We start from the raw sequence: 26,406 nt of genomic DNA, 5'->3' as shown, positions 1-26,406 counted from the left end.
ATTATACATATAGGGGGTATATAATGAATAATGCTTTAACCTTAATAATAGGGATTATATTAACTTTTATAATATTAAGTACTATAAGAAAAATTATTTTTAATATAAGAAGTAAAGGAAAATTCAAAAATATAAATGTAAATGATGCAGTTTCCATTTATAAAAATAATAAAAATATAGGCTTAATAGATGTTAGAAGTTATATGGAAGTTCAGCAAAGCGGGTATATAAAAAACAGTATTAATATTCCTTTAGATGATTCTAAATTCAATGAAAAAATGTCTAAACTTGATAAAGATAAAGAATATATAGTATACTGTGCAAGCGGAAACCGTTCAGGTACAGCCTGTATGCGTATGTATAAATTGGGTTTTACAAATATTAATAATCTTATAAATGCAGGATATTTTCAGCTTTCATCACATTTAAAATAATAAAAAATAATATTAAGTCAAAAATCTTTCCCTTTATTGAAAATTTTAATATATAAAAAAGCGAAGCTAATGAAAATTAACTTCGCTTTGAAATATTATAAGAAATAATATATTAGTGTTTAAAATGTCTTATACCGGTAAATATCATAGCAATGCCATGTTCATTACAAGCATCTATTGATTCCTGATCTCTCATAGATCCGCCCGGCTGAATTATAGCTTTAATATTATATTTAGCACAAGCATCTACAACATCTCTGAATGGGAAAAATGCATCAGATGCCATTACAACTCCATCTCCGGCACGTTCCAAAGCATCTTCGCAAGCCCATATTCTGTTAGTCTGTCCGCTTCCTATACCTTTGGCCATAAAGTCTTTTATTACCACTATAGCATTTGATTTAGCATATTTTACAACCTTCATTCCAAATATTAAATTTTTCATCTCTTCTTCAGTAGGTTTTTTATCAGTTACAACTTTATAATCTTCAACTAAAACACTGTCCTCATCTTGAACAAGTAATCCTCCATCTACTTTAACAAGATTGATTTTATCGCTTGTATTAGTTTTATATTTTATAACTCTTAAATTCTTTTTGCTTTTTAATACTTCCAAAGCTTCAGGAGTAAAGTCTTTAGCAATAACAATTTCTAAAAATATTTTTATAAGTTCTTTAGCTGTATCCTCATCTACTGTACTGTTAAAAGCAACAATACCTCCGAATATAGAAGTAGGATCGCAGTTATAAGTTCTAGTATAAGCCTCAAGTACATTAGAACCCAAAGCAGCACCGCAAGGCGTAGAGTGTTTTATTGCTGAACAAGCATATTCATTTTTAGCCTCATCGAACTCTAATACTATTTTTAAAGCTATATCCATGTCTCTAATATTATTAAATGAAAGCTCTTTTCCGTTTAACTGTTCAAAATCTTTCATAGAGCCTTTATCTGTGGTTGATACATAGTAGCTTGCTCCCTGATGAGGATTCTCTCCGTATCTTAATTTCTCCTCTAATCTATAAGACATATTTAGATAATTAAGTTTTTTATCTTCTTTACTTTCTAGTGAATTAAACATAAACTCTGACACTGCTGCATCATAAGCAGAAGTTAAATTAAATACTTTAGAAGCTAAATATTTCTTAGTCTCAAAACTCACTTCCCCTTTTTCCATTTCATTTTTAACTAAATCATAATCTTTGACATCACTTATAACCACAACATCTTTGAAAGATTTAGCAGCAGAACGAAGCATTGTAGGTCCGCCTATATCTATAAACTCTATTTTCTCTTCAAACTTCAAACTGTCATCTTGTACCTTTTCAAAGAAAGGATAAAGATTAACTATCACCATATCAATAGGAGTTATTCCTCTCTCTTTAATAGTTTCCATATGAGTAGGATTATCTCTTATAGCAAGTATTGCTCCATGTATTTTAGGGTCTAAAGTTTTTACCCTTCCGTCAAGCATTTCTTTAGCACCTGTAACTTCAGCAACCTCTATAACATTTATACCATTCTCTTTTAAATATTTATAAGTTCCTCCTGTAGAAACTATTTCCACATTTTTTGAAGCTAAAAACTTAGCGAACTCTAATATTCCGTCTTTATAAAATACGGATATCAATGCTCTTTTAATCATTACAGCAACTCCTAATAATAGTTTTTAATAGTTTTTTATTATTTGAAATAAATAAAAACGATAATACATTATAATATAAAATGTGTTATTGTAAAGAGTAATTTTATTTTATCTTGATTTTTACTAAATTTATGATAAAATGTCATAAAAACCGATAAAATAAAGGCTAAAATAAAATGTTTACTTATGTAAAACTTAAAAATTATAAATCATTAGTAGATTTTGAAGTAGATTTAACATCATCAAAAAATAATCCCAAAAAAATGATTATCATTTACGGAGAAAATGGAGCTGGCAAAACTAATTTTATAAATGCATTTTTTACTTTATTTGAAACATTAAACACTAAAATACATTATGATAAAATTAATAAACTTATAAATGAAAATTTAGATAATAAAAATAATTTAGATATTATAAAAGATATATTCAAAAGTACAGATTATATTATTAATGATTCAAAAACAATTGGTTCAAATGGTAATATGGTTTTAGAATTTGGATTTATATTGAAAGATAAAGAGTCAAACAAAGATAAAAATGGGGTATATTATATAGAAACAGATAATAAAAATATAGTAAAAGAAAAATTAGAATATACATTAACTAAAAATAAAACAATTTATTTTGAAATAGATAGTAAAAAGAAATATATTAATAAATCTTTATTTAAAGAAAAATATTATAATGAAATAAAAGATCTAATTGATAAATTTTGGGGTAAACATTCATTTTTATCAATATTATTATTTGAAAGAAATGATAAGACAAAACAATATATAGATGATAACATAAAAAAAAATATTTTTGATGTTATAGAATATTTCTTATCTATGTCAATTCATCTTGAAAAAAATAAGAGTATAAAGATAGGAAAAATATCATCATTAAAAGATGTAATTATCAATATGGATAAAGGAATTATAAAGAAAAATGATGAACATAAACTAAAATTTACTGAAGAAATATTGAATGATTTTTTTACTTCTATTTATAGTGATGTTAAAAAAGTATTCTATAAGAAAAAGATTAAGGAAGATAGAATATTATATAATTTATTTTTTAAAAAAAGAGTATATGGAAAAATGATAGATGTAAATTTTGATTTAGAATCGAATGGAACACAAAAATTATTAAAATTACTCCCATTTTTATTAACTTCTTTAGATGAACAAAAACCACGAGTAGTAGCTGTAGATGAACTAGATAGCGGAATTCATGATTTATTAACTTCAGAAATATTAGTTTCATTATTTAATAACATAAATGGGCAATTTTTTATTACAACTCATAATACAACTATTTTAGAATCTAATATAGATAAAGATTCTATATATGTATTTAATATTGACAGTATAGGTAATAAAATATTAGTACCAATAAAATCTTATGAAAATGAACATCCAAATATAAATTTTAGAAAAAGATATTTAAATGGAATATATAATGGCATTCCAATAACTTCAGGAATAGATTTTGAAGATATATTAAAAAAATAGGAATAAATTATTTGTTATGAATTACACATATAGTAAAGATTATCTTAAAGTAATAGTGATATGCCATGGTAAGTCAGAAAAAGATATTTGTGATGTAATTAAAGCTGAACTTAAATTAAACATGAAAATTATTTCTAGGGATAATGGGAGTACATCCATACAAATAACTAGTTTATATGATGAATTAGATAAACATAAATTAAATAATTATGATGATTTTATAAAAGAATATGGTGATATAATTGATTATAAAAATGATGAAATTATTAGTAGTTTTAAAATTTTTATAATAATGGATACTGATGATTGTACTCCTGATCAGAAATCTGAATTTATAAATAAAAGTATGTTTAAAGATACAAACTTAAGAAAATATATTGTACCAATATATAATGACAAAAAATTAGAAGATGTTTTTTATAAGGCAAAATTAATTGATATTAGAAAAAATACGAGTAAATAAATAAAAAGAGGATATAGAAAATTAATGACTAAATGGATGCAAAATAAATATAAACAAGAAGAATTTTATAAGAAACTACTAAAAGTAAAAAATATTTCAAATATGCATGAGTTTATTAAATTTTGTTTAGATAATAGACCTATTCATAAAAAAACTAAATAATCTTTTCATCGCAAGCATCAATACTAAACCCCGCCCACCCGCCCCAAAATTTTTTCTGCGTAAGCATTTATATAGTTATCATAATTGTAATTTTATGTTAACTATGTTATAATAAATTTTTATATTATTAATTCTAATATAATATTCCATTAAAAATAAGGGTTAGTTTATGAAACATTTCTTATATTTTTGTTTTATCTTTGTTATTCTTATAAGTAATATATATGCAGCGGTAACTGTAGATTTCAGATTATTTTCAAGTTCCTATGCATATAACGCCGAAAACACTTTATGGCAGGACACTAGAACAACATTAACATATTTTGAAAATTTCACAGAAGGAGCTTTTGATATAAAATTTAATGATTTTATAAGTTTAAGAGTAGGAGCTTCAATATTTTTTCCATTCACATTTGAATTTCCTCAAGGAATAAGAGTTTTTCCTATAGTTACAACACAATTATCTAATGAATATATTTCTTTGAGAATAGGCACAATGACAGGAGGACATAATTTACCATCACCTATAAGAGATCCTTTAATGGATATGACACCAGTTGTTCGTTCTACTCCAGATAATACATTAATAGCAAAAGGACCGGAAGAATATAAATATAATGAACCTTTCACACATGGATATTATGAGTATGGTGCTTCTTTTGAATGGTTTAAAGGCGGTAAAGGTGAAATATATATGAATTGGCAGATACAGCATAATGCCAAACATAGAGAAAGATTTGATGTAGGACTTACTTATGCTATGGACTTTGTTCATGATATAGCAACTCCTTATGCGGCCGTTCACTATTGGCATAACGGAGGGCATGAATATCCATTCGTAGCTGGAAGTCCTGCTATTACAGAGAACTATGTTGGGGCTATCGGTATTAATAGTTATTATTTATCTATACTTTATATGGCCTCTTATAACCTTGCTGACAGAGATAATGAGCCGGGAGTATTCGGACATGGACTTTTCTTAAGAGGAACAATACCTGTTATGACTTGGTTTGAAATAGAGCCTATAATATTTGTTTCAGGGTGGTATATAGATAAAAAGCATAAATTCATAAGTGTTGAAGGCGATCCTTTCTATAGAGTACCTTTCTATTTTGGACTTAATTTAAAGAAAGACTTCGTATTTGACAATGGTATAGTATTAGGACTTGCTTTAGTTAATGGATTATTCCTCAATGAAAAAAATGAAATAGGAATAAGATACGATCAAAGTTTACAATTTGACTTTACATATTTAGTACCAGTAAAACAGTAATTAATAATTTTTATTATTGACAGCGATAAACTAGCCTATATTCTAGATTATCGCTATTATTTTATGATTTTACAATATAAAAAATATAAACTTATATAATAATAATAAATTGCTTTTATTAAAAAATATAGTAATATTTATATTTATAGGAGTTTTTTAAATATGAAAGATAAAAAAGAAGTTAATCCAAATACTAATCATAAAAGTATAAATCATGATGAGGCCAATTTCTCACATGTATATTTCTATAAACTTTTATTTGAAGAAAAACCAGAATTACCTAATATAGAATTAATCAAACAGAAAATAAAAAAATTCTATAATGATATAGAAGTAATATCATCAGATAATGGTATTTACAGCATAGCAATAAATGATTTAAAAGTAAAATACAAAGATGATAAAGAAGTTCCAGCACAAATATTGATGCCTAGTGCTATGGAATTTGATTATACTACTATAAGCGATTATTATTATAGTCAGATGTGGGATATAAAAGAACCTAAGGAAGTTATAAAGAACTGTAATTATGAAATAATGCTTAGTGATTTTTTGGCAGCAGGTCTTGATTATAAAGATAGAACAACACTTTTAAATAATTGGCTTTATACAGCATTACAGCTTTTCAATAATTGTGTAGCTGTGTACAATGAGCAAAGCGGCAAACTTCTTCTTCCAGAACAAATACTCAATAATAACTACCCTAAAGATTTTAGATTTATGCTCTCCGGAGTTAATATAAGACTTTTTAATGTTCAGGATTCAAATGATATTATAGTTGATACTTTAGGAATGTATGCTATAGGCTTACCGGATATACAATATCATTTTCATGATCTAAATCCTAATGATGTAATCTCACATGCTTTAAATATAGCTGCTTATATATTTGATAAAGGCGATATTATAAAAAGCGGCGATACTATACAAAGCATATTTGAAAATGTACAATGGAAATGTCAGTATGAAAAATCTCTTCTAAAACCGCATAGAGAAATTTTGGATATTAATATGCTTGAATATGCTTCAGGAAAAAGACATAATTAATGATAAAAATAGAAATATCTCTATAATTTAATAAAAATAAATAAAATTGTAATATTATAAAGCTATTACATCAGTATAAAATACCATATAGTAGTATTATATCGTATATTTCCTGTAAATATGTACATAAAAAATCACATATATATAATAATAATATTGAATTTGAATATATTTTTTCCTATACTATAAGGATATGATTTTAATTTTTATTGTATAAGTGGAGGTATATAATGAGCGAAGATGTTTCTCTATTAACTAAAGAGGATATTGCTGATGAAATAAAATCATTAGTTGAAAAGTGGAAAGATTCTGAAGGAAATCTTATTATGATTTGTCATGGTATTCAGAAGTATTATGGTTATGTTCCTAGAAATGTTGCAAAATATGTATCAGAAGAAGTAAATATACCGCTTGCTAGAATTTATGAAATTCTTACATTTTATAATTATTTCTCACTAGAACCGCCTGCTGAAAATAGTATCGGTGTTTGTATGGGTACAGCATGTTATTTAAAGGGAGGCGGACAATTAGTAGAAGAGATTAAAAGGAAATTAAACCTAAAAGGAGATCAAAAATATTCAGCTGATAGGAAATATAAATTGGAAGAAGTAAGATGTATAGGCTGCTGCGGTTTAGCACCTGTAGTAACATTTAATGAGGAAGTTTCTGGAAGGGTAACTGTTGATGATATAGCAAATTTTATCAGCAATAATCAGGATAAAAAAGAGTGAAATGGAGTATCAAAATGGCAGAAAAATTAGATAGAAAAAAATTAGAAGAATATAGACTTAATAAAGAAAAAGAAATAGGTTTAAGAAAAGGCGGAGAGTCATCTACATCTTATAAACATCATATACTTGTATGCGGAGGTACAGCATGCGAATCAGGTAAAAGTGATGAAATTGTAAGGCTGTTAAGAGAATATGCAGAAAAAAATGGTATTGCTGATGAAGTATTAGTTGTAAAAACAGGATGTTTTGGTTTCTGCAGTCAGGGTCCTGTTGTAAAAATTATGCCGGGCAGAGTTTTTTATACACATGTAGGACCTGAACATGCTCAGGATATCATAGAAAAACATATAATGAAAGGCGAATTATTATTAAGAATACTATATAAAGAACAAAGAGAGCATAGGGATTTTTCCAAAGAGATTAACTTCTATCAAAAACAAAGAAGAATAGTATTAAAAAACTGCGGAGTTATAGATCCTGAAAATATAGATGAATATATAGGCAATGATGGTTATAAAGCTTTATCTAAAGTATTATTTGAGATGACACCTGATGATGTAATCAAAGAAATGCAGATTTCAGGACTTAGAGGACGAGGCGGAGCGGGATTTCCTACTTGGAAGAAATGGAGTTTCACAAAAGCAGTTGAATCTGAACAAAAATATATAGTATGCAATGCTGATGAGGGGGATCCAGGTGCCTATATGGATAGAAGTATACTTGAAGGAGATCCTCATTCTGTAATAGAAGCGATGACTATAGCAGCATATACTGTGGGGGCAAATAAGGGATACCTATATATAAGAGCTGAGTACGGACTAGCTGTTGATAGAGTAAAAATAGCTTTGAAACAGGCTTATGATTATGGTTTATTAGGAGAGAAAATTTTAGGAAGTGATTTTTCATTTGATTTGGATATAAGACTTGGAGCCGGTGCTTTTGTATGCGGTGAAGAAACTGCACTTTTAGCATCTATAGAAGGCAACAGAGGTACACCAAGACCAAGACCTCCTTTCCCTGCCATAAAAGGGTTATTTGATTATCCTACAGTTATTAATAATGTTGAAACATTTGCTAATGTTACAGCTATAATAAATAACGGAGGCAATTGGTTTTCTTCTATAGGTACTAAAAATTCAAAAGGTACTAAAGTATTCGCTTTAACAGGTAATGTTAATGTATCTGGACTTGTAGAAGTACCTATGGGAACTACTATAAGAGAAATAGTATTCGATATAGGAGGTGGAATACCTAATGACAAGTTTGTAAAAGGTGTTCAGACAGGAGGACCTTCTGGAGGAATACTTCCTGAATCATTATTCGGTACTAATATAGATTTTGATAATTTAGTTGAATTGGGTTCTATGATGGGCTCAGGCGGTATGATTGTAATAGATGAAGACAGTAATATGGTTGATTTTGCTAAATTCTATCTTGGATTTTGTGTTGATGAAAGCTGCGGTAAATGTGTGCCTTGCAGAGTCGGCGGAATGCAGATGCTTAAAATATTAGAAAAGTTCACCAAAAAAAGAGCCAAAGAAGATGATATACAAAAATTAAAAGATATTGCCTTAACTATGAAAAATGCTTCATTATGTGCTTTAGGTTCTACGGCTGCCAATCCTGTAATGTCTACATTGAAGCATTTTGAGGAAGAGTACAAGGCTGGAATATTTACTCCTCCTGTTCCAAAGAAAAATTAAAAGGAGTATAAAATTATGGTTAAAATAAAAATAAACGGCAAACAGATTGAAGTGGAAGAAGGGCTTACAATTTTAAAGGCTGCTAAGAAATTAGGTATAAAAATTCCTTCTCTATGTTATCACCCTGATATACCGCCTACTTCAGCATGCGGAATATGTGTTGTAAAATTAGCCAATCAGGGAAATAAATATGTAAGATCATGTTCTATGACTGTAGAAGACGGAATGGATATTATTACGCATGATTCAGAAATTAACACAGTGAGAAAAGGAGTTTTGGAATTAGTATTGTCAGCACATCCTAACGATTGTTTAAACTGTATAAGAAACGGTGAATGCGAACTTCAAACTGCCGCTGCTGACTTCGGAGTTAGAAACTCTAAATATGATAATATAAAACAAAATCACCCTAGAGATGATTCTGCAGGAAGTATAGTTCTTAATCCTGAAAAATGTATAAAATGCGGAAGATGTGTTGTTGTTTGTCAGGAGATGCAGAAAGTGCATGCTTTAGGATTCGTTAATAGAGGATTCGATACATACTTTGCTCCTGGTGCTGTTTCATTAAAGGATTCTCCTTGTGTAGACTGCGGACAATGTGCTGCTCATTGCCCTGTAGCTGCTATATATGAAAAAGATCAAACTAGAGAAGTTGAAGATGCTATAGATGATGCAGACACTTATGTTACTGTTCAAATGGCACCTTCTGTAAGGGTTGCTTTGGGAGAATACTTCGGACTTAAAGCCGGAGAGAATATTACAGGTAAAATTTATGCTGCTATGCGTTTAATGGGATTCAATGCTATATTTGATACAAATTTCGGAGCGGATATGACTATAATGGAAGAGGCTCATGAATTTGTTAAAAGATTTACTGAAAGTGAAGGAAAAGTTTGTATGACTACATCATGCTGTCCTGCTTGGGTAAAATATGCAGAAAAATATTATCCGGATTTGCTTGATAATATATCAACTTCTAAATCTCCTCATATGATGCTTGCTCCTATGACTAAAACTTATTATTCTGAAAAAGCTCATGTAGACCCTTTCAGCATATTCAATGTATCGATTATGCCTTGTACTGCTAAGAAAAATGAAATTAGAAAGAATGAAACTATGTATTCAAGCGGTTATAAAGATGTTGATGTTGTACTTACTACAAGGGAATTTGCAAGAATGATTAAACACTATGGTATAGATATTGCCGGTATTGAAGCTGAAGAAGCTGACAGTATATTAGGAGAATATTCAGGAGCTGGTGCTATATTTGGTGCTACAGGCGGTGTTATGGAAGCGGCTTTAAGAACTGCTTATAATATAATCGCAGGAAATAATCTTAATAATGTTGATTTTGAAGAAGTAAGAGGACTTGAAGGAGTAAAAAGATCTACAATAAAAATATTAGATAAAGAAGTAAAAGTTGCTGTTGTAAATGGACTTCATAATGTTGATTCTGTAATGCAGGAAATAAGGGCGGCTAAAGAAAAAGGAGAAAATCCTCCTTATCACTTTATAGAAGTTATGGCCTGTCCGGGAGGATGTGTAGGAGGCGGAGGTCAGCCTTATGGTCCTACTAATGAAGTAAGAATTGAAAGAGCGGGCGGTTTATACAATGAAGATAAAAATACTGTTAAACATAGATGCTCTCATGAAAATGAAAATCTTAAAAAACTTTATGATGAATTCTTAGGAAAACCGCTTGGAGAGAGAGCTCATCACTTCCTTCACACTAAATACCAATCTGATGAAAAATATACAAAATAATATCTAAAACTTATAACTAAAAAGCACTATGATAAATAAGTAAATATTATCATAGTGCTGTTTTTATATTATTGAAAAAGTTTTATTAACGGCTATTTTATAGTTTCAAATTTCATTTCTCTGAATCTTTTATATTCTTCTTCTATTTCGCTCTTTTTTGACATAAAATTATCTCTTGTATGCATTATTTCCTGTAAATGTACTGCTCTTGCCTCATTTATATTTCTATCTCTTATAAGCCCGTTTTCTGCAATTACAAATTTATATTCTCCATTATCATTTTTTACTAAATCTCCGCCCGCACCGCAAACAGCACATTCAAAATTAAATTTTACTCCGTCCCAATGTTCTTCTCCTGGATATACTAAAGATGAATGGCATCTAGGACATAATCCTAAATTTGGATCCCCTAGCCATTTTCTTTCATTAACAGGAGTCTTTATTGCCTGAGCTACATTTTTACCCATCTGATATGCCCTATCCAAATAATCTTTATGTATAAGAACATTTCCGGGTCTTCCAACACTCTCAGCCAAATACATATCCACTACAGTAATGGACTGAGTAAACATTGTAGCAGCAAGCCCCTCCAAACTCATAGTCTGCCAATCATGTTTAGAGCCTCCCACTCCTATAAGTCCAGCCACTGTATTAGGATCTTCTTTCACCTGCCCTATTTTTATTCTAAACGATAATTCATAAGCCAAAAATCTTTGAGCAAATGATAAATATAAAGAAGATGGAAGCAAATCATAAGTTGGACATCCTACTATTATTCCCTGACATTGATTCATAACTTCCACTATCTTGTCCATGTCATCTTTTTCTTTATAGATGCATCCTTTATATTCTTTTCCTTCTTTAAATGACTTTTCCATACCTATTGTACAAGATTCGCAGCCTGAACAAGGCTTTATATTATAATCAAATAAATTAATAAGTATAGCTTCTCCGCCTGCATCTTTTACCGCTGTTAAAGCTTGTTTCACTAAAATTTCACTATTTCCGTTATGTCTTCCGGCAACTATTCCCATAACTTTCATAGAATATAATTCTCCTTTTTTATTGAAATTATAATTACTAGACAGGCAGCTAGTCTTCGTTTTTGATATAAAAAGAGTAAATTATCGAAGTTTATCGGAAATCTTATATCCTAGAAAGAAGTATAAGCCCTACCTTATAATATATAGTATACAATATATTTTCAGTATTGTCAATAGCCAATTATGATACAAAAAAGACCGATACTTAAAAATAAGCATCAGTCTTTAATATTTCAATTATTAATTATTAATGATTAACCTTTATAAGGTACTTTAACTATAGCTTTTTTAACATGATTTTTTCCTGATTTTGGAGGAAGTCCTACTCTATGAGCATCATAAGGAAGAAGTATAAGCATATCTCCCTGAGATAAAGTTAAACGAACAGTTCCCTCTCCTTCCCAATCATGATAATCGCTTGCTTCATCATAAGTTTTAGGTTTTAATGAAGAAGTATTTGCTATTATAAAATCTTCAGCTCCCTCAAATATTATCTGAACATCAACATATTTTAAATGTGATTCCCAAGGCGGATTATCTTTATTGTCATACTCTGTAACATTGATAAAAGCACCTTCGCAAATTTCTTTGTCTAGCAAATGCTTACCGTTAGGAAGTTTTTTTAATTCATCATAATGATCCCTTATGTAATTTTTTGCCTTCCAAATAGAATTATGAAAATCCTGATTGAATTCGCTTTTTATTGGTTTTAATATCATAATAACTCCTCCGTTTTTTAATATATAATCAAATGCTGTTATGCACTCGAGAACAAAGATAAAATAATTAAAAATCCTTTTAACTAATATATTTATATTCTATAAAGTATGTATATTTTTTGCAATATCCATAGCTATTATTTTATAAAAAATATTTGCAAACTACAATCTTTTTGATATAATCTATAGCATAATTTTCAATCCCAAGCAAAATTAATATGAAAAATGAACGAATTTTAATATTTTTTAAATTTATTTCTATGGTATTTCTTATACTCTTTTTACTTTTAAATATAGCATGTATATCATATTATAAAAATAAATTTATTTTTATACTTTTATTAGTATTATTTATGTTATTTTTTATTCCCGGTATTATTTTATATAAAAACATTATAAATTTATACCTAATCCAAGATTATAAGCAGGTAGAAGAAAAATCATCAGATGGTAAAATATATAGATTCTCAAAAATAAACAGTACAATAATAAATGATTATCAAACAGCAATAAAAGATTTGAAAGAAAAAAATAGTTATATATTAGGTAGATATGATGTTTTAGATGATATAAAAAAACAATATAAAAAAGATATGAAAAAGGCAAGAAAACTGCAGGAAACTATGATGCCCAAAAAAATGCCTAACAATAATAGAATAAATTCTGCATCTTTATATAAACCTCTTGAAACTATAGGAGGAGATTTTTTTGATTATATATATCTTGATGAAGACAGAATACTTTTTATAATTTCGGATATCAGCGGACATGGTGTTGAGGCTGCAATAATAACTGCTATGTTTAAAACTGTTTTTAGAAATTTTGCTCAGTCATTCAAATCACCTTCTTCTTTTTTATATGATATCAATAACTACATAATCAAAATTCTACCTATAAATTACTATCTTACAATGACGGCAGCAGAAATAGATTTAAAAAATAAAACAGTAAAATATTCTAATGCCTCCCATACCCCCATGCTCATATTACAAAATTCTGCAATAAAAGAGTACAATAAAGGCGGAACTATAATAGGGCTTTTCCCTCAGGCATATTATGAGGAAGAAACTGTTAATATAAAAAAAGACGATGTATTAATATTTTATACTGACGGAGTAACAGAAGCATCAAGATCTAAAAATAAATATGACTTTTATGGAATAGATAGATTTAAAAAAGTGCTATTTAACAATAGGAACAATGCCGCTGAAAATATAATCATAAACATAGAAAAAGATTTTTATGATTATCTTTCATATATGTCGCCTGATGATGATTTTACTATCGCAGCATTTAAGATAAAATAAAAACTTTTAATATTATTTTACTTCTTTATATAAAATAACATCTTTATCGCCTGAAGTTAATTCTCCCAATTTAGGAACTATCGCTTTGAAATGCTCTGAATTATTATGACTTTCTATGGCTTTCTCATCTTTCCATTCTTCTATAAAAGTAAGATATTTTCCGTCTACACTTTCATATAAATTGTAAGAAATGCATCCTTTTTCTTTTCTGCTTTTATCAATAAGTTCTTTAGCTTTTTCTATAAATTTTGATTTATTTTCATGGCTTACAGGATTTCTAGCTACTATTTTAATCATATTTTTATTACCTTTATTTTTATCTGAATTTTCTTTGCCTATTTTTTTATTGTATTTATTTTGAGCTATCACAGGAGATTCAAATAAAGCTATTTTAACAGCATCTATTATATCATCTGCAATTACCGTATCTAATTCTTCTCTTTCTTTCTTGCTAAAATTTGAAAGAACATAATCATTAACTTTTTTACCGGCACTAGGTCTTCCTATACCGATTCTGATTCTTGTGAAATCGTCGCTTTGTAAATGAGAAATAAGGCTTTTTATACCATTATGTCCGCCTGAACTTCCGCCTTTTTTGATTTTAAAAGTACCAAAAGGTATATCCATATCATCGTATATGACTATTATATCTTCTGGTTTTATATTAAAAAATTTTGATATAAAAATCGCAGATTCGCCGGAAAGATTCATAAAAGTCTGCGGTTTAAGAAGTATATATTCTATATTCTTTTCTTTGGATCTTGCATATAATGATTTCTTTTTATTATTATCAAAATTGATATTAAAATTTTCAGCTATTTTATCTATGAGTATAAAACCTACATTATGCCTATTATTTTTATACTCATCTCCCGGATTTCCTAGCCCTATAATTAATTTAGTTATCATGGATATTTCTTTTTAGCAGCCTGAGGAGATTCAAATAAAGCAACACAAGCAGCATCTACAACATTGTCAGATATATCTCTTATCTTTTTTCTTTCATCTTTAGTAAAAGGAGCTAAAAGAAAGTCAGCTTTTTCTTCATCTTCCGGACATGCTCCTATACCAACACCTATTTTAGTAAAATTGTAGCTTTTTAAGGAATCTCTTATACTTTTTACACCATTATGATCTATTTCAATATCATTGACTTCGGCTTCGGAATCATCATTTTTAGAAGGTATAACCCTAAATTCACCTATAGGTATATCCATATCATCATATATAACTATAATGTTTTCAACAGTGATTTTCATAAAACTTGCCATATAAAGAGCAGCTTCACCGGAAAGATTCATAAAAGTCTGAGGCTTAAGGAGCAAATACTCCATTTTACCAGATTTACCCTTTCCAAAAACTGTTTTTTTCTTTTTTATGTCAAGTTCTACATTAAGTTTCTTGGCAATTCTATCCAAAATCATGTATCCGACATTATGTCTATGATTTTTATACTGTTCTCCTGGATTGCCTAGTCCCATTACTAATTTCATCATATAATAGTAACCCTAGAACTATATTTTATGCTTCTGCTGCACCTTTGTTAGCATCTTCATCTTGAGTAGTAACAACAGTAACAATAGCTTTAGAAGCATCACCAACAGGATCAACACCTTCTGGGAATTTTATATCGCTAATATGCAAACTGTCTCCAACCTTTAATTCGCTAACATCAACAACCAATTCTCTAGGTATAGAACCCGGAAAAGCTTTAATATTCAAACCGTATTCAACCTGCTCTAAAGTACCTCCGCCTAAGCGAACACCTTCAGGAGTACCTTCGATGTGAATAGGAACATAAGTTTTGATTTTTTTATTTCTATCTATTTCATAAAAATCTATATGTCTAATACTTCTTTTGATACCATCTATTTGATAATCTTTAACCAATACTTCTCTTGCTTTATCATTCTGTATGTCTAAAGTGATTATATCATGCTGACCTGCTAAAGAAAAAACTTTAACAAATTCTTTTAACTCTACAGCAATAGAATATTGATTTTCTCTTCCGTAAAGAGTAGCCAAAGCATAACCTTCATTTCTCAATTTACGGCCAACACTTTTAAATTTAGTATCTCTTTGCAAAGCTTTAATAGTATAATTCTCACTCATTTTTCTTTCCTTTAATTTTACTTATCAAATAGAACACTTATAGAAAGCTCCATATGTATATGTCTTATAGCATCAGCAATAACAGGAGCAACTGAAAGAACTTCTATTTTACTGCCTAATCTATCTTTCATAACTTTTAAGCTGTCTGTTATATAAAGCTTTTCTATATCACTGGCATTAATTCTCTCATAAACATCACCGGAACATACTGCATGAGTTATAAATACATATATCTTTCTCATACCAGCTTTTTTCAAAGCCTGCATACTTTTTATAAGAGTACCACCTGTATCTATTATATCATCTATAATAATAGCATCTTTGCCATTAACATCGCCTATAATATTCATTACTTCACATTCATTGGCTCTGTCTCTTCTTTTGTCTATGATAGCTATATCAAGATTTAATTGTTTAGCTATAGCTCTAGCCCTTCCTACGCCTCCTATATCAGGAGAAACAATAATAGAATTAGACATATCAAGATCTTTTCTTATTTTATCCAAGAATACATGTTTTGAAAGCATATGATCCACAGGAATATCAAAAAAGCCTTGTATCTGAGCTGCATGCAAATCTAAAGCCAAAACTCTATGTGCTCCGGCTTCTGACAAAAGATTAGCAACTAATTTAGCTGTTATAGGCACCCTAGGTTCATTCTTTCTATCCTGCCTAGAATAACCATAATATGGAATAACTGCGGTAATTCTTTTAGCACTAGCTCTTTTTAAAGCATCTATAATACAGTAAAGCTCCATCCAACTTTCACTGCTGGAAGGTCGTCCTGTAGGCTGTATTACATAAGTATCTTTGTTCCTAACAGTTTCTTCTACCTGAACAAAAGTCTCGCCATCAGCAAATTTGCGTATTTCCATATTTCCCAATTTAAGACCAAGATTCTTAACAACATCTTCAGATAACTGAGGATTTGCTGTACCGCTTAATATTAATATTTCGTCTGTTATTCCCATTTAAGTACCATATAAGAGAAAAGTTGGGGTGGAAGGATTCGAACCCTCGAATAATTGGACCAAAACCAATTGTCTTACCGCTTGACGACACCCCAGTATTAATAAATGAACTTTTAGTTCTATGAGTTTCATATTCTACTATATAAAAAAAAATTGTCAATACCTTAAAATGATTTTTTACATTATTTTTTTAACAAATAAAAATTAATTAAATCATATAAAATTATTGATAAAAAATAAAAAAAGTATATCATTACAATAATTATCAGTATTTAATTTTAAAGGCTGAATATGGATATTGATTTAGATAAATATACAGCAATAGATATAAACTTTATAAAAGATAATATAGACAATATTAAATTTAATTCTCCAGAAATTATATGTACAAGCAATGATAATTTATATTTATCAATACCTAATTATAAAATAAATATCCTTTTCGACAAAAATGCTATAAACAGTGATATATTTGATAATTTCTATATACCCAAAAATTCAAAATCAATTATAGATTTAGTAATTGAAAAAAATGAAAAAAACGAATACAAACATATTGAAAACATTAATCAGTTCATTAAAGTATATAAAGACTGTATGCCGGATTCTGAAAATACAAAAATTTTCGAATATAAAATGTTAGAGATGATATTAGAGGAAAGCCCTAAAGAAAGATTCATATCTATAAAAAACTATATTGACATATTAAATCAATACTATAATGAGGGCTTGTATGCTGATGCTATAAAATATATATTAGATATAATAACCAGACTTGCGTTTATAGAAAGAATTAATTTAATTCATTTAGTAAATGCTTCTAAAGACAAAATGAATCAAATATATTTTGATGATTTAGAATATTATGATACACAAATAGTAACAAATGACTTGATATTGTCAATCACCAAGTTAGTAGAAAAAATATACCCTAATATAAGTTTATTTTACGGATTAGACAATTTTGACTGCAGAAATGTTATAGGACATGGAAATAGAGTTTTTATTATATTTATAGAATTTATGCTTTATTACAATGATCAAATAGATAACCAGTTAAATCTAAGAACTATTATAAATTTTAATAAAAAATTTAAAAGCTTTTATGAAAATGTTTTCAAAAAATATAATATAGATAAAACTAATATTAAATTCAATGATGTATTTAAAAACGGACTTAAAAAAATATCAATAGAAAATATAGCATCATTTGCTGCCGGAGCATTTTGGCATGATGTTGTTAAAGTAAAAGAATTAGACTATTTAAATATTAATAAATCAAAAGAGTATGCTAAAGAATCAACTTCACATGCTATTAAAGGTTACCAATTCTTAAAACTTTTCAGAAATTATAATGATAATATATCATTGATTGTAGGAATGCATCATGAATACTACGGTTATGGAAATGATGTAATAAAAATAATAAATAAACAATTCAATGAAAATAAATCTTTAAATCCTTCTTCTCTTATATCAGATGATGTTGATGATATTCAAACACTTCAAAGCCTAGCATTTTTCCCTGCTAAAGTATTAGAAATAATAGATTTATTTGACACAACTGTAATGCCTCAAAAAAATTATAACAGAAAAGACATGAGTGCTGAAGATGCTGTAAAATTAATATATGATAATTATATAGTTAAAGAAACAAAATTGGATCCTATATTATTTGAATTGTTTATAGATTTTTTAATAGACATAAAAAAAGAAAATATAAAAAATCCGCTAAAGGAAAATTATTAATATTCACCTTCATCATTGCCTATATAATATTTAAATACATCATAAGGACTGTAAATACCTAAATCTGTTACAACAGCACTGACTAAATGCGGCGGAGTATAATCGAATGCCGGATAAAAACCTTTTACTCCTTCTTTAGATGTCTTTACACCCATAGCCTCAGTTACAAGTTTTTCATCTCTAAACTCAAAATGCACATCTTCAAGTCCATGATATCCTTTATCCGGAGCTCCTGTTACAAAATAAGGAATACCTAAATATTTTGCTACTATTGCAATTTGGAAGGTTCCTATTTTATTTACAACTGCCCCATTCAAACATATTAAATCAGCAGCTGAAGTAAATACATCAATTTTTTTCTCCTGCATAGTGTATGCCACCATATTATCAGTAATAACTGTAACATCAGCACCCTGATCATAAGCAACCGTTGCTGTAAGCCTAGCACCTTGAAAATAAGGTCTAGTTTCAGCACACACAACCTTTATATCTTTATTTTTTTTCTGAAACTCCTGTATCATAAAACCTACTATAGACTCACCGAAACATTGAGTAAGTATACTACCTTTATCCGGAAACATTGAAACAAGATTCTCTGCTATTTTTTTTATTTTGGAATATCTTTTTGTAGAAAGTTCTATTCCCCTATTAAACATAGCTTCTATTGGGTCTTTGCCTGATTTTATAGCCTCAGTACCAGCTTCTAAACATGATTTTGTTATAGACATCATTCTGGCACTTGTTGTAGGTCTTGAATTAGCCAAAGTATTGCAGGCATAAGTTAGAAAATCTATTCTGTCATTACCTTCTAAATGTTTTGATTCATATCCGGCCAATGCCATTCCCATAGCAACAGCCAAATAAGGACCGGCACTTTGTGTTACCATATCTGCTATGGCTTTTGAAACTTCTTTATGAGTTTTACATTCAACAAAATTAACTTTATTAGGATAAACTCTCCTATCTAATATTTTAACGCATCCGTCATCATACCAAGCTATATTTTCAAACTGAAGCATAAAAGCTAATTCTTTATCTATTCTATTAATCATAAAAAACTCCAAAAATTATTAAAAACACAAATTTAAAAATTATAAATTTATATTATCAATTACATTATCTACAAATTTCATAAACTTTTCTTCTTCAGAAAGTCTGTCTCTATATGATAAGCACTCAATACCTATATTTAAAAGAGTGTACTCTATATCTCTTCTTATATCATCATCAGAAACGGACTCTATTTCTTTTACTCTGGCACATCCTGTAGTTCTTCTCAATAATTCAAGCCCGCATATACCAAACCCTGTTTTCAATACCTCAAGAAGATAATATTCTACAAAATAATCATTTTGTGCTGATATATCAGTACTTTCATTCAAGAATTTACTAATGAACTTATTTTTAAAAAGTTTTAGAGTATTATCAATAACATTGAAAAGAAATGATGTATAATTTTTATCTTTAGTAACATATAAATGATAAACATAAGAAAATATAAAATTAGCTATAATAGTACCTAAATCATAGCCTATAGGACCATAAAAGGCAAATTCGCAGTCCATTACCTTTATATAATCTTCATTAACAAATATAGAGCCTGTATGTAAATCTCCATGTATTAAAGCCTGAGGATTATTCATAAATTCATACTTTAATTTTGCCGCTTCTAATTGCAGCTGCTTATTGTTATAAAGATTATCCTCTACAAATTTATTTAATGATTCAGAAAAAACATTTTCTTTAAGAACATTAAAAAATGGTTCTCTGAATACTAATTCTTCACTTATCTTACAAAGTTCTTTATTAGTATATTTTATAACATTTTCTTTTTTGGTAAATGGGTCCATAAAAAAATCAGCTGTAGACAATGTTGTTTCAACTAAAAAATCTGTTATCTGTTCTTGTAAATGATGATATATATGTCCTTTCATTAAAGCATCTCTAAGTACAAGAAAAGATTTTAAATCTTCCATTACAAATAAATTCATAACTCTATCTATAGAAATGATTTTAGGGGCTAAATCAGGAAGTATGCTGCCGTAAAAAGATAAAATATCAGCCTCTCTTGAATTTCTGTTAATATCAAGTATTCTTCCTGATGAATTGCTTCTAGTATGTACGCCTGCCTGTTTAAGTATTATTGAATCCTTACCATTACTTATTCTATATACATAATTAATATTACCGTCGCCTATTTCTTTACAAATTATATTATCATCTTGAGAAAAATATTTTAATTTATTTTTTACATAAAGCAAAACATCTTTCTCTTCCATCAAAAAATACTCATTAAAATTTGTCATAATATTAAACCTATAATTTCAATTTTTTAATAATATAGCATAAAAAGTATAAATATCAATACATTATAACAATAATATTTTTATATTATTATTATTATATATCACATAATTTGCTTTATTTTAAACTACTATTTATATAAACATTATAGTATTATTAAAGCTATTTTTTATAATTTTAATATTTTTGTAAAATTATTATACTTTTATCATAAAAATTTTACATACAAATTTTGATGCATAAGTATAATAAAAAACAATAAACATTTTATTTATAATCATTTTCCCTAATTAGTGAAATTATTACATAAAAAACATACTAAAATTCTTAAAATTTACTAATATAAATATAATATAACTTGACTAAGTATTTTTTTTGTACTATAATAAACACCAATTTTATATTCAATTTATTTTTAATAAGGGGTTAAATTATTATGAAAGTTATTGTAATAGGATGTAACCATGCTGGTACTTGGGCAGCAAAAACTTTGAAAGCTACAGATCCTAATTGTAAAGTAGTTACTTACGATAGAAACGATAATATATCTTTCTTAGCCTGCGGTATAGCACTTTGGGTTGGAGGAGTAGTTAAAGATCCTAAGGGTCTATTCTATGCTAGTCCTGAAAGTCTAAAAGGCGAAGGTATTGATGTTTATATGGGACATGAAGTAACAAAAATAGACTGGGCTAACAAAAAATTACATGTAAAAGAACTAAAAACAGGAAAAGAGTTTGAAGATAATTACGACAAACTTATACTTGCTACTGGTTCTTGGCCTGTAACTCCTCCTATAGAAGGATTAAAACAGGAAGGTACTGAATATGGTCTTAAAAAAGGTATTTTCTTTGCTAAATTGTTCCAACAAGGACAGGATATTATTAATGAAATAGCTAAACCTGATGTAAAAAGGGTTATGGTTGTTGGTGCTGGTTATATAGGTGTTGAGCTTATAGAAGCATTCAAAAATCATGGTAAAGAAGTTATCTTAATGGAAGCTATGCCTAGAGTTATGGCTAACTATTTTGATAAAGAAATCACTGATGAAGCTGAAAAAAGAATCAAAGAAGCTGGAATAGAAATGCATTTAGGCGAAACTGTTAAAAAGTTCGAAGGTGATGACAGAGTTAAAAAAGTTGTTACTGATAAAGGTTCTTATGATGTAGATATGGTAGTTATGTCTGTTGGTTTCAGACCTAATAGCGACCTTTATAAAGACTATTTAGAAACTTTACCTAATGGTGCTATTGTAGTAGACACTACTATGAAAAGCAGTAAAGATCCTGATGTTTATGCTATAGGAGACTGTGCTACTGTATATTCTAGAGCTTCTGAAAAACAAGAATATATTGCTTTAGCTACTAATGCTGTAAGAATGGGTATTGTTGCTGCTAATAATGCTTTAGGAAAACATGTTGAATACTGCGGTACTCAAGGTTCTAATGCTATATGCGTATTCGGATATAATATGGCTTCTACTGGATGGTCTGAAGAAACTGCTAAGAAAAAAGGATTAAAAGCAAAATCTAATTTCTTCAAAGATTCTGAAAGACCTGAATTTATGCCTGGCAACGAAGATGTATTAGTAAAAATCGTTTATGAAGAAGATACAGGCCGTTTATTAGGTGCACAAATTGCTTCTGAACATAATCATGCTGAAGCTATTCATGCATTCTCTTTAGCTATACAAAGAGGTATGACTGTTCAGGAATTCGCTTTATCTGACTTCTTCTTCTTGCCTCATTACAACAAACCATTATCTTGGATGACTATGGTTGCTTATACTGCTAAATAATAAATAGTAATTAAATCAGTAAATTAACTCCTAGTAAATAAAATATATTTACTAGGAGTTTTTTTATATAGAAAATAATATTGAAAATAAATTTTATTTCAGTATAATAATTATATAAAGTTTTATCTTTAGTGCTTTTATAATATTTAAGTATAAGGACGCTAATATTACTGCGATAAAAACTAGTTTAATACTTTAAAAATATATTACTTAAATAAATTATATTTTACGGAATTATTTGGAAAAAGAAAAATGAATAATGATTTAAAATACAATATATTAATAGTATTTATAGGAATAGTAATTAATTTTGCTTTAACATTTATAGTATTATTATTTAAAATACCATTTTTATTTTTAGATTCTGTAGGCACTATTTTATCCGCTGTTTTGCTTGGACCTATTTACGGTGCTATTGTAGGTATATTAACAAATATTATAATATCGTTATTTATAAACTATTCGCATTTAAATTTTGCAGTAATAAATGCATTAATAGGGATAATAATTGGGCTTATAGCAAAAAAAATTAAATTTAATATTATACCAGCTATTATATCAGGAATTATAATTGGAATAATATCACCTTTAATAGGAACCCCAATATCTATAATATTATCTGACGGATTCACAGGTGCAAAAATAGACAGCTTTATAAAAATTTTAAATGAAAACGGCGTAGATCTTTTTCATGCATCTTTTATAATTAGATTATTAACGAATATATTTGATAAAGTATTATCATGCATTATTGTATACATAGCAATAAAAAAAATAATTTTGTTTCAAAAAAATGACTGTATAAATAATCCAAATACTTCAAATAATAATGATAAAAATTAACTGATATAAACAAGAGGCAAATAAATATGATTTTCGATGCTCATTCTGATATATGGACTGATGTTGCTGTAAAAACTTTCAAAGGTGAAAACAATATTATAAAAAAGCATCATTATGATAATATGATAAAAGGTAAAATAGGAGGATCTATATTTGTAATATGGACTGAGCCGAAAAATTATCATAGAGCATTAGAAAGAGTAAGAGAAATTCAGTATTCTATAAATAAAGAACTTGAATATATAAATGATATTATATTAATAGCAAAGAATTATAATGATATTATTAATGCACAAAAAGAAAATAAATTATATATATTTATAGGATTTGAAGGACTTATATCCATAGATGATAATATTGATTTGATAGACGAGTTTTATGAGTATGGGGCAAGACATGCTAGTCTTACTTGGAATGAAGAAAATAAATTAGCTGCGGGAGTGAGAGGAAATTCATCAAGAGGATTAACTGAATTAGGAAAAAAGGCTGTAAAAAAAATGCAGGATATAGGTATGATAGTTGATGTATCGCATTTAAATGATAAATCTTTCTTTGATGTTATGGATATTACTTCATGTCCTGTTATAGCCTCACATTCTAATTCCAGAGCATTATGCAATAGTATGAGAAATCTTACAGATGAACAATTAAAAGCAATAAGAGATGTTAATGGCGTTATAGGATTTAATTCTTATAAAGGCTTCATTGATGAAAACAAAGAAAAACAGAATATAGACAGAGGCATAGACCATATAAAATATATAGCTGATAAAATAGGAATAGATCATATAGGGCTTGGTTTTGACTATAATGAATATTTTGAAGATGAAGATGCCCCTTATATAAAAGGTTTAGAAAATGCATCAAAGTCTTATGATATTATAATAAAATTAAAAGAAGCCGGATTTAATGATGAAGAAATAGAGAAAATAGAATATAAAAATTTCCATAGAATTATAAAAGAAGTAGTAAAATAATTATTTAATAATTGATATTTTTCATTTTTATTGTATCATATAAAAAGTAAATATTTTTTACATTTATATGGAGACATTATTATGAAAAAATATACAGATTTATTTTCAAGCAATATTAATTTTATTATATCAATATCACTATTAGTATTTTCAGGCTTAGTATTTTGGGTAATATCTTTTAAATTGATTTCAATTATTATATTTGTATTCTTATTGTTAATTTTATTTTACACATTGCAAGATAAATTACAAAGCTATATTAAAAATATTAAGTTTGATAAAACTAATAGAGTCGATGAAAAAGAAACTTCATACGATAATAACCATAACACAGAATCAAATAATAATAATAATAAAACAAATAGTTTTGACAAGAATATAAAAACAAACATATCTCAAATAGATGATTCTGATTTAAGACTTATTATAAATGATGTGCTTTACAAACTCAATTTTATTTTAGAAAAAACCAGCAATAATAAATCATATAAAAGAACTTATAATTCTATAATTGATTATTATATACCAACGATTGAAAAATTCATGAATAGATACATAGAATTAGATGAAGGCTGTATGGATAATAGTAAAAAACAAAAAATAAAAAAAGATATAAAAAGCTCTATATGCATTATAAATTTGGGATTTAAAAAAATGATTGATGAATTTAATAATGATTCTTTGATCGATATTTACAGTGATATAGATGTATTAAGAGCTATTTTAATTAAAGACGGATTAATCAATGAAAGAGATTTCCCAAAAATATATTTAGCATAGAAATCTATTCAAACATAAACATAGCATCGCCGTAAGAAAAAAATCTATAATTATTTTCTACTGCTGTTTTATATGCATTCATTATATTATCATATCCTGCAAAAGCACTAACCATAGCAATCAATGTAGAATGCGGGGTGTGGAAATTAGTAATTAAAGCATCAACACATTTAAACTTATACGGCGGATAAATAAATATATTAGTGGATCCTTCCATTCTTTTAAAATCATAATTATCATATTCGCTTTCTAATACTCTTGCAACTGTAGTTCCGCATGATACGACTCTTCTACCATCTTTTTTGGCATTTATTATAATGTCATAGCTCTCTTTTGGTATAATAAACTTTTCTTCATGCATAATATGATTTCTTAAATCATCTTCTTTTAAAGGATTAAAAGTTGAGAAACCTACATGCAATGTAACATAGCATACAGTAACTCCAATAGATTTTATTTTCTCTAAAAGCTCTTTTGTAAAATGAAGTCCGGAAGTAGGAGAAGCTATACTGCCCTCATTTTTGGCATATACATTCTGATAAAACTCTTTATCATTACTATTGTATTCCTCCTCTCCTTTTCTTTTTCTGCTTTGAATTATATAAGGAGGAAGCGGAATCTTTCCTATGGCATCTAAAATATCACTTGTTAATGGCTTTGAAAATTTTATTAATTTAGTTGATATATTATCTTTTTCTATTAATGCCTCAATATTTCCTACATTATCTAAATGAGAATAATCTAAATATAATGTATCAGCCTCTTTAATATTTTTACCCTTTATCAAACATTCCCAAGTACTTTCGTCATTATTAACTTTATTAAGAAGCAGAATTTCCGAATTGCCTCCTGTATTTTTTTTAGCGTATATTCTAGCAGGTATTACTTTGCTGTCATTTAAAACTAATACATCATCTTTATTTAAATAATTAATAATATCTGCAAATATCTTATGTTCTAATTTACCCGTATTCTTATTCAAAGTCATTAATTTACAATGATCTCTTTCATAATTAGGATTAGTTGCTATTAAGTTCTCAGGTAAATAAAAATTATAGGTTTCTTTATTAAAATAATCTGTCATAACT

The 26,406-nt window shown here is 27.9% G+C and carries 24 protein-coding genes and 1 tRNA gene; 14 read left to right on the top strand and 11 right to left on the bottom strand.

Features of this window, described 5'->3' with window-relative positions; genetic code table 11:
• Nucleotides 1-23: 23 nt before the first annotated feature.
• Entirely contained in the window at nt 24-434 is a 411-nt protein-coding gene (locus BHAMNSH16_RS10895) for a rhodanese-like domain-containing protein (protein WP_008728621.1), read from the top strand.
• Between the two features lie 112 nt (nt 435-546).
• On the opposite strand, the gene purH is transcribed toward BHAMNSH16_RS10895, so the two are convergent.
• On the bottom strand, nt 547-2,076 hold the full coding sequence (gene purH / locus BHAMNSH16_RS10890; protein ID WP_008728622.1) for a bifunctional phosphoribosylaminoimidazolecarboxamide formyltransferase/IMP cyclohydrolase: 1,530 nt from the start codon (nt 2,074-2,076) through the stop codon (nt 547-549).
• Between the two features lie 176 nt (nt 2,077-2,252).
• On the opposite strand from purH, the gene BHAMNSH16_RS10885 reads away from it, so the two are divergent.
• The 7 genes from BHAMNSH16_RS10885 (at nt 2,253) to BHAMNSH16_RS10855 (ending at nt 10,718) form a co-directional block, all read left to right on the top strand.
• Complete coding sequence (locus BHAMNSH16_RS10885) at nt 2,253-3,575, top strand: AAA family ATPase (protein ID WP_069732204.1); 1,323 nt, start codon at nt 2,253-2,255, stop codon at nt 3,573-3,575.
• Nucleotides 3,576-3,591: 16 nt separating this feature from the next.
• Nucleotides 3,592-4,038, top strand: coding sequence for a hypothetical protein (locus BHAMNSH16_RS10880; protein WP_069732205.1), 447 nt, complete (start codon nt 3,592-3,594; stop codon nt 4,036-4,038).
• 331 nt (nt 4,039-4,369) lie between these two features.
• Nucleotides 4,370-5,473 (top strand): hypothetical protein, encoded by a 1,104-nt coding sequence (locus BHAMNSH16_RS10875; RefSeq protein ID WP_069732115.1) that lies wholly within the window; start codon nt 4,370-4,372, stop codon nt 5,471-5,473.
• Between the two features lie 162 nt (nt 5,474-5,635).
• A complete protein-coding gene (locus BHAMNSH16_RS10870; RefSeq protein ID WP_008728075.1) occupies nt 5,636-6,520 on the top strand; it encodes a DUF4261 domain-containing protein in 885 nt (294 codons plus the stop codon).
• Nucleotides 6,521-6,750: 230 nt separating this feature from the next.
• Nucleotides 6,751-7,251: an NADH-quinone oxidoreductase subunit NuoE family protein gene (locus tag BHAMNSH16_RS10865; RefSeq protein ID WP_008728074.1), complete on the top strand. Its 501-nt coding sequence runs from the start codon at nt 6,751-6,753 to the stop codon at nt 7,249-7,251.
• Nucleotides 7,252-7,265: 14 nt separating this feature from the next.
• Nucleotides 7,266-8,954 (top strand): NuoF family protein, encoded by a 1,689-nt coding sequence (locus tag BHAMNSH16_RS10860; protein WP_008728073.1) that lies wholly within the window; start codon nt 7,266-7,268, stop codon nt 8,952-8,954.
• A 15-nt stretch (nt 8,955-8,969) separates the two neighbouring features.
• Nucleotides 8,970-10,718 carry an NADH-dependent [FeFe] hydrogenase, group A6 gene (locus tag BHAMNSH16_RS10855; RefSeq protein ID WP_008728072.1) on the top strand — a complete coding sequence of 583 codons (1,749 nt, stop codon included), beginning with the start codon at nt 8,970-8,972 and terminating at the stop codon, nt 10,716-10,718.
• Nucleotides 10,719-10,810: 92 nt separating this feature from the next.
• On the opposite strand, the gene BHAMNSH16_RS10850 is transcribed toward BHAMNSH16_RS10855, so the two are convergent.
• A complete protein-coding gene (locus BHAMNSH16_RS10850) occupies nt 10,811-11,761 on the bottom strand; it encodes a flavodoxin family protein (RefSeq protein ID WP_008728071.1) in 951 nt (316 codons plus the stop codon).
• Nucleotides 11,762-12,015: 254 nt separating this feature from the next.
• On the bottom strand, nt 12,016-12,480 hold the full coding sequence (locus BHAMNSH16_RS10845; RefSeq protein ID WP_008728070.1) for a NanQ anomerase/TabA/YiaL family protein: 465 nt from the start codon (nt 12,478-12,480) through the stop codon (nt 12,016-12,018).
• Nucleotides 12,481-12,698: 218 nt separating this feature from the next.
• Here BHAMNSH16_RS10845 and BHAMNSH16_RS10840 point away from each other — a divergent pair, with 218 nt between their 5' ends.
• Nucleotides 12,699-13,787 carry a PP2C family protein-serine/threonine phosphatase gene (locus BHAMNSH16_RS10840; protein ID WP_069732116.1) on the top strand — a complete coding sequence of 363 codons (1,089 nt, stop codon included), beginning with the start codon at nt 12,699-12,701 and terminating at the stop codon, nt 13,785-13,787.
• 12 nt (nt 13,788-13,799) lie between these two features.
• On the opposite strand, the gene pth (BHAMNSH16_RS10835) is transcribed toward BHAMNSH16_RS10840, so the two are convergent.
• From pth (BHAMNSH16_RS10835) to BHAMNSH16_RS10815, 5 genes are all read right to left on the bottom strand, one after another.
• Nucleotides 13,800-14,696: an aminoacyl-tRNA hydrolase gene (pth, locus tag BHAMNSH16_RS10835; protein WP_008729113.1), complete on the bottom strand. Its 897-nt coding sequence runs from the start codon at nt 14,694-14,696 to the stop codon at nt 13,800-13,802.
• Nucleotides 14,693-15,283, bottom strand: a complete 591-nt coding sequence (gene pth, locus BHAMNSH16_RS10830) for an aminoacyl-tRNA hydrolase (RefSeq protein WP_008729112.1) — start codon at nt 15,281-15,283, stop codon at nt 14,693-14,695. Before pth (BHAMNSH16_RS10830) ends, pth (BHAMNSH16_RS10835) begins: the two co-directional genes overlap by 4 nt.
• Nucleotides 15,284-15,308: 25 nt before the next feature.
• Nucleotides 15,309-15,899, bottom strand: a complete 591-nt coding sequence (locus tag BHAMNSH16_RS10825) for a 50S ribosomal protein L25 (protein WP_008722958.1) — start codon at nt 15,897-15,899, stop codon at nt 15,309-15,311.
• 17 nt (nt 15,900-15,916) lie between these two features.
• A complete protein-coding gene (locus BHAMNSH16_RS10820) occupies nt 15,917-16,870 on the bottom strand; it encodes a ribose-phosphate diphosphokinase (RefSeq protein ID WP_008729110.1) in 954 nt (317 codons plus the stop codon).
• A gap of 23 nt (nt 16,871-16,893) precedes the next feature.
• Nucleotides 16,894-16,965: transfer RNA gene (locus tag BHAMNSH16_RS10815), tRNA-Gln, on the bottom strand.
• Between the two features lie 196 nt (nt 16,966-17,161).
• On the opposite strand from BHAMNSH16_RS10815, the gene BHAMNSH16_RS10810 reads away from it, so the two are divergent.
• Entirely contained in the window at nt 17,162-18,619 is a 1,458-nt protein-coding gene (locus BHAMNSH16_RS10810; RefSeq protein WP_069732117.1) for an HD-GYP domain-containing protein, read from the top strand.
• Here BHAMNSH16_RS10810 and BHAMNSH16_RS10805 read toward each other — a convergent pair.
• Both BHAMNSH16_RS10805 and mtnK read right to left on the bottom strand, forming a co-directional pair.
• Nucleotides 18,616-19,671, bottom strand: coding sequence for an S-methyl-5-thioribose-1-phosphate isomerase (locus BHAMNSH16_RS10805; protein ID WP_008728583.1), 1,056 nt, complete (start codon nt 19,669-19,671; stop codon nt 18,616-18,618). The two genes, BHAMNSH16_RS10810 and BHAMNSH16_RS10805, sit on opposite strands and share 4 nt — an antisense overlap.
• Nucleotides 19,672-19,710: 39 nt before the next feature.
• Complete coding sequence (gene mtnK / locus BHAMNSH16_RS10800; protein WP_008728582.1) at nt 19,711-20,925, bottom strand: S-methyl-5-thioribose kinase; 1,215 nt, start codon at nt 20,923-20,925, stop codon at nt 19,711-19,713.
• Between the two features lie 434 nt (nt 20,926-21,359).
• On the opposite strand from mtnK, the gene BHAMNSH16_RS10795 reads away from it, so the two are divergent.
• The 4 genes from BHAMNSH16_RS10795 (at nt 21,360) to BHAMNSH16_RS10780 (ending at nt 25,318) form a co-directional block, all read left to right on the top strand.
• Nucleotides 21,360-22,718 carry an FAD-dependent oxidoreductase gene (locus BHAMNSH16_RS10795; protein WP_008728581.1) on the top strand — a complete coding sequence of 453 codons (1,359 nt, stop codon included), beginning with the start codon at nt 21,360-21,362 and terminating at the stop codon, nt 22,716-22,718.
• Nucleotides 22,719-22,970: 252 nt separating this feature from the next.
• A complete protein-coding gene (locus BHAMNSH16_RS10790; RefSeq protein WP_069732066.1) occupies nt 22,971-23,561 on the top strand; it encodes an ECF transporter S component in 591 nt (196 codons plus the stop codon).
• 26 nt (nt 23,562-23,587) lie between these two features.
• Nucleotides 23,588-24,538 carry a dipeptidase gene (locus tag BHAMNSH16_RS10785; protein ID WP_069732067.1) on the top strand — a complete coding sequence of 317 codons (951 nt, stop codon included), beginning with the start codon at nt 23,588-23,590 and terminating at the stop codon, nt 24,536-24,538.
• A gap of 81 nt (nt 24,539-24,619) precedes the next feature.
• Complete coding sequence (locus BHAMNSH16_RS10780; RefSeq protein WP_069732068.1) at nt 24,620-25,318, top strand: hypothetical protein; 699 nt, start codon at nt 24,620-24,622, stop codon at nt 25,316-25,318.
• 4 nt (nt 25,319-25,322) lie between these two features.
• Here BHAMNSH16_RS10780 and queA read toward each other — a convergent pair whose 3' ends face one another.
• A complete protein-coding gene (gene queA / locus BHAMNSH16_RS10775) occupies nt 25,323-26,402 on the bottom strand; it encodes a tRNA preQ1(34) S-adenosylmethionine ribosyltransferase-isomerase QueA (protein ID WP_008732575.1) in 1,080 nt (359 codons plus the stop codon).
• Between the last annotated feature and the right edge of the window lie 4 nt (nt 26,403-26,406).

It is taken from the genome of Brachyspira hampsonii (assembly GCF_002214805.1).
GTDB classification, from domain to species: Bacteria; Spirochaetota; Brachyspiria; order Brachyspirales; family Brachyspiraceae; genus Brachyspira; species Brachyspira hampsonii.
This window is presented reverse-complemented; position numbering and strand designations above follow the sequence as displayed.

Coding starts and splice junctions, on each gene's coding strand:
- BHAMNSH16_RS10825 (WP_008722958.1), bottom strand. CDS start 15,899: ATGAGTGAGAATTATACTATTAAAGCTTTGCAAAGAGATACTAAATTT.
- BHAMNSH16_RS10810 (WP_069732117.1), top strand. CDS start 17,162: ATGGATATTGATTTAGATAAATATACAGCAATAGATATAAACTTTATA.
- pth (WP_008729112.1), bottom strand. CDS start 15,283: ATGATGAAATTAGTAATGGGACTAGGCAATCCAGGAGAACAGTATAAA.
- BHAMNSH16_RS10855 (WP_008728072.1), top strand. CDS start 8,970: ATGGTTAAAATAAAAATAAACGGCAAACAGATTGAAGTGGAAGAAGGG.
- BHAMNSH16_RS10850 (WP_008728071.1), bottom strand. CDS start 11,761: ATGAAAGTTATGGGAATAGTTGCCGGAAGACATAACGGAAATAGTGAA.
- BHAMNSH16_RS10875 (WP_069732115.1), top strand. CDS start 4,370: ATGAAACATTTCTTATATTTTTGTTTTATCTTTGTTATTCTTATAAGT.
- BHAMNSH16_RS10820 (WP_008729110.1), bottom strand. CDS start 16,870: ATGGGAATAACAGACGAAATATTAATATTAAGCGGTACAGCAAATCCT.
- BHAMNSH16_RS10845 (WP_008728070.1), bottom strand. CDS start 12,480: ATGATATTAAAACCAATAAAAAGCGAATTCAATCAGGATTTTCATAAT.
- BHAMNSH16_RS10860 (WP_008728073.1), top strand. CDS start 7,266: ATGGCAGAAAAATTAGATAGAAAAAAATTAGAAGAATATAGACTTAAT.
- BHAMNSH16_RS10880 (WP_069732205.1), top strand. CDS start 3,592: ATGAATTACACATATAGTAAAGATTATCTTAAAGTAATAGTGATATGC.
- BHAMNSH16_RS10805 (WP_008728583.1), bottom strand. CDS start 19,671: ATGATTAATAGAATAGATAAAGAATTAGCTTTTATGCTTCAGTTTGAA.
- BHAMNSH16_RS10785 (WP_069732067.1), top strand. CDS start 23,588: ATGATTTTCGATGCTCATTCTGATATATGGACTGATGTTGCTGTAAAA.
- mtnK (WP_008728582.1), bottom strand. CDS start 20,925: ATGACAAATTTTAATGAGTATTTTTTGATGGAAGAGAAAGATGTTTTG.
- queA (WP_008732575.1), bottom strand. CDS start 26,402: ATGACAGATTATTTTAATAAAGAAACCTATAATTTTTATTTACCTGAG.
- pth (WP_008729113.1), bottom strand. CDS start 14,696: ATGATAACTAAATTAATTATAGGGCTAGGAAATCCGGGAGATGAGTAT.
- BHAMNSH16_RS10795 (WP_008728581.1), top strand. CDS start 21,360: ATGAAAGTTATTGTAATAGGATGTAACCATGCTGGTACTTGGGCAGCA.
- BHAMNSH16_RS10895 (WP_008728621.1), top strand. CDS start 24: ATGAATAATGCTTTAACCTTAATAATAGGGATTATATTAACTTTTATA.
- BHAMNSH16_RS10870 (WP_008728075.1), top strand. CDS start 5,636: ATGAAAGATAAAAAAGAAGTTAATCCAAATACTAATCATAAAAGTATA.
- BHAMNSH16_RS10885 (WP_069732204.1), top strand. CDS start 2,253: ATGTTTACTTATGTAAAACTTAAAAATTATAAATCATTAGTAGATTTT.
- BHAMNSH16_RS10780 (WP_069732068.1), top strand. CDS start 24,620: ATGAAAAAATATACAGATTTATTTTCAAGCAATATTAATTTTATTATA.
- BHAMNSH16_RS10790 (WP_069732066.1), top strand. CDS start 22,971: ATGAATAATGATTTAAAATACAATATATTAATAGTATTTATAGGAATA.
- purH (WP_008728622.1), bottom strand. CDS start 2,076: ATGATTAAAAGAGCATTGATATCCGTATTTTATAAAGACGGAATATTA.
- BHAMNSH16_RS10840 (WP_069732116.1), top strand. CDS start 12,699: ATGAAAAATGAACGAATTTTAATATTTTTTAAATTTATTTCTATGGTA.
- BHAMNSH16_RS10865 (WP_008728074.1), top strand. CDS start 6,751: ATGAGCGAAGATGTTTCTCTATTAACTAAAGAGGATATTGCTGATGAA.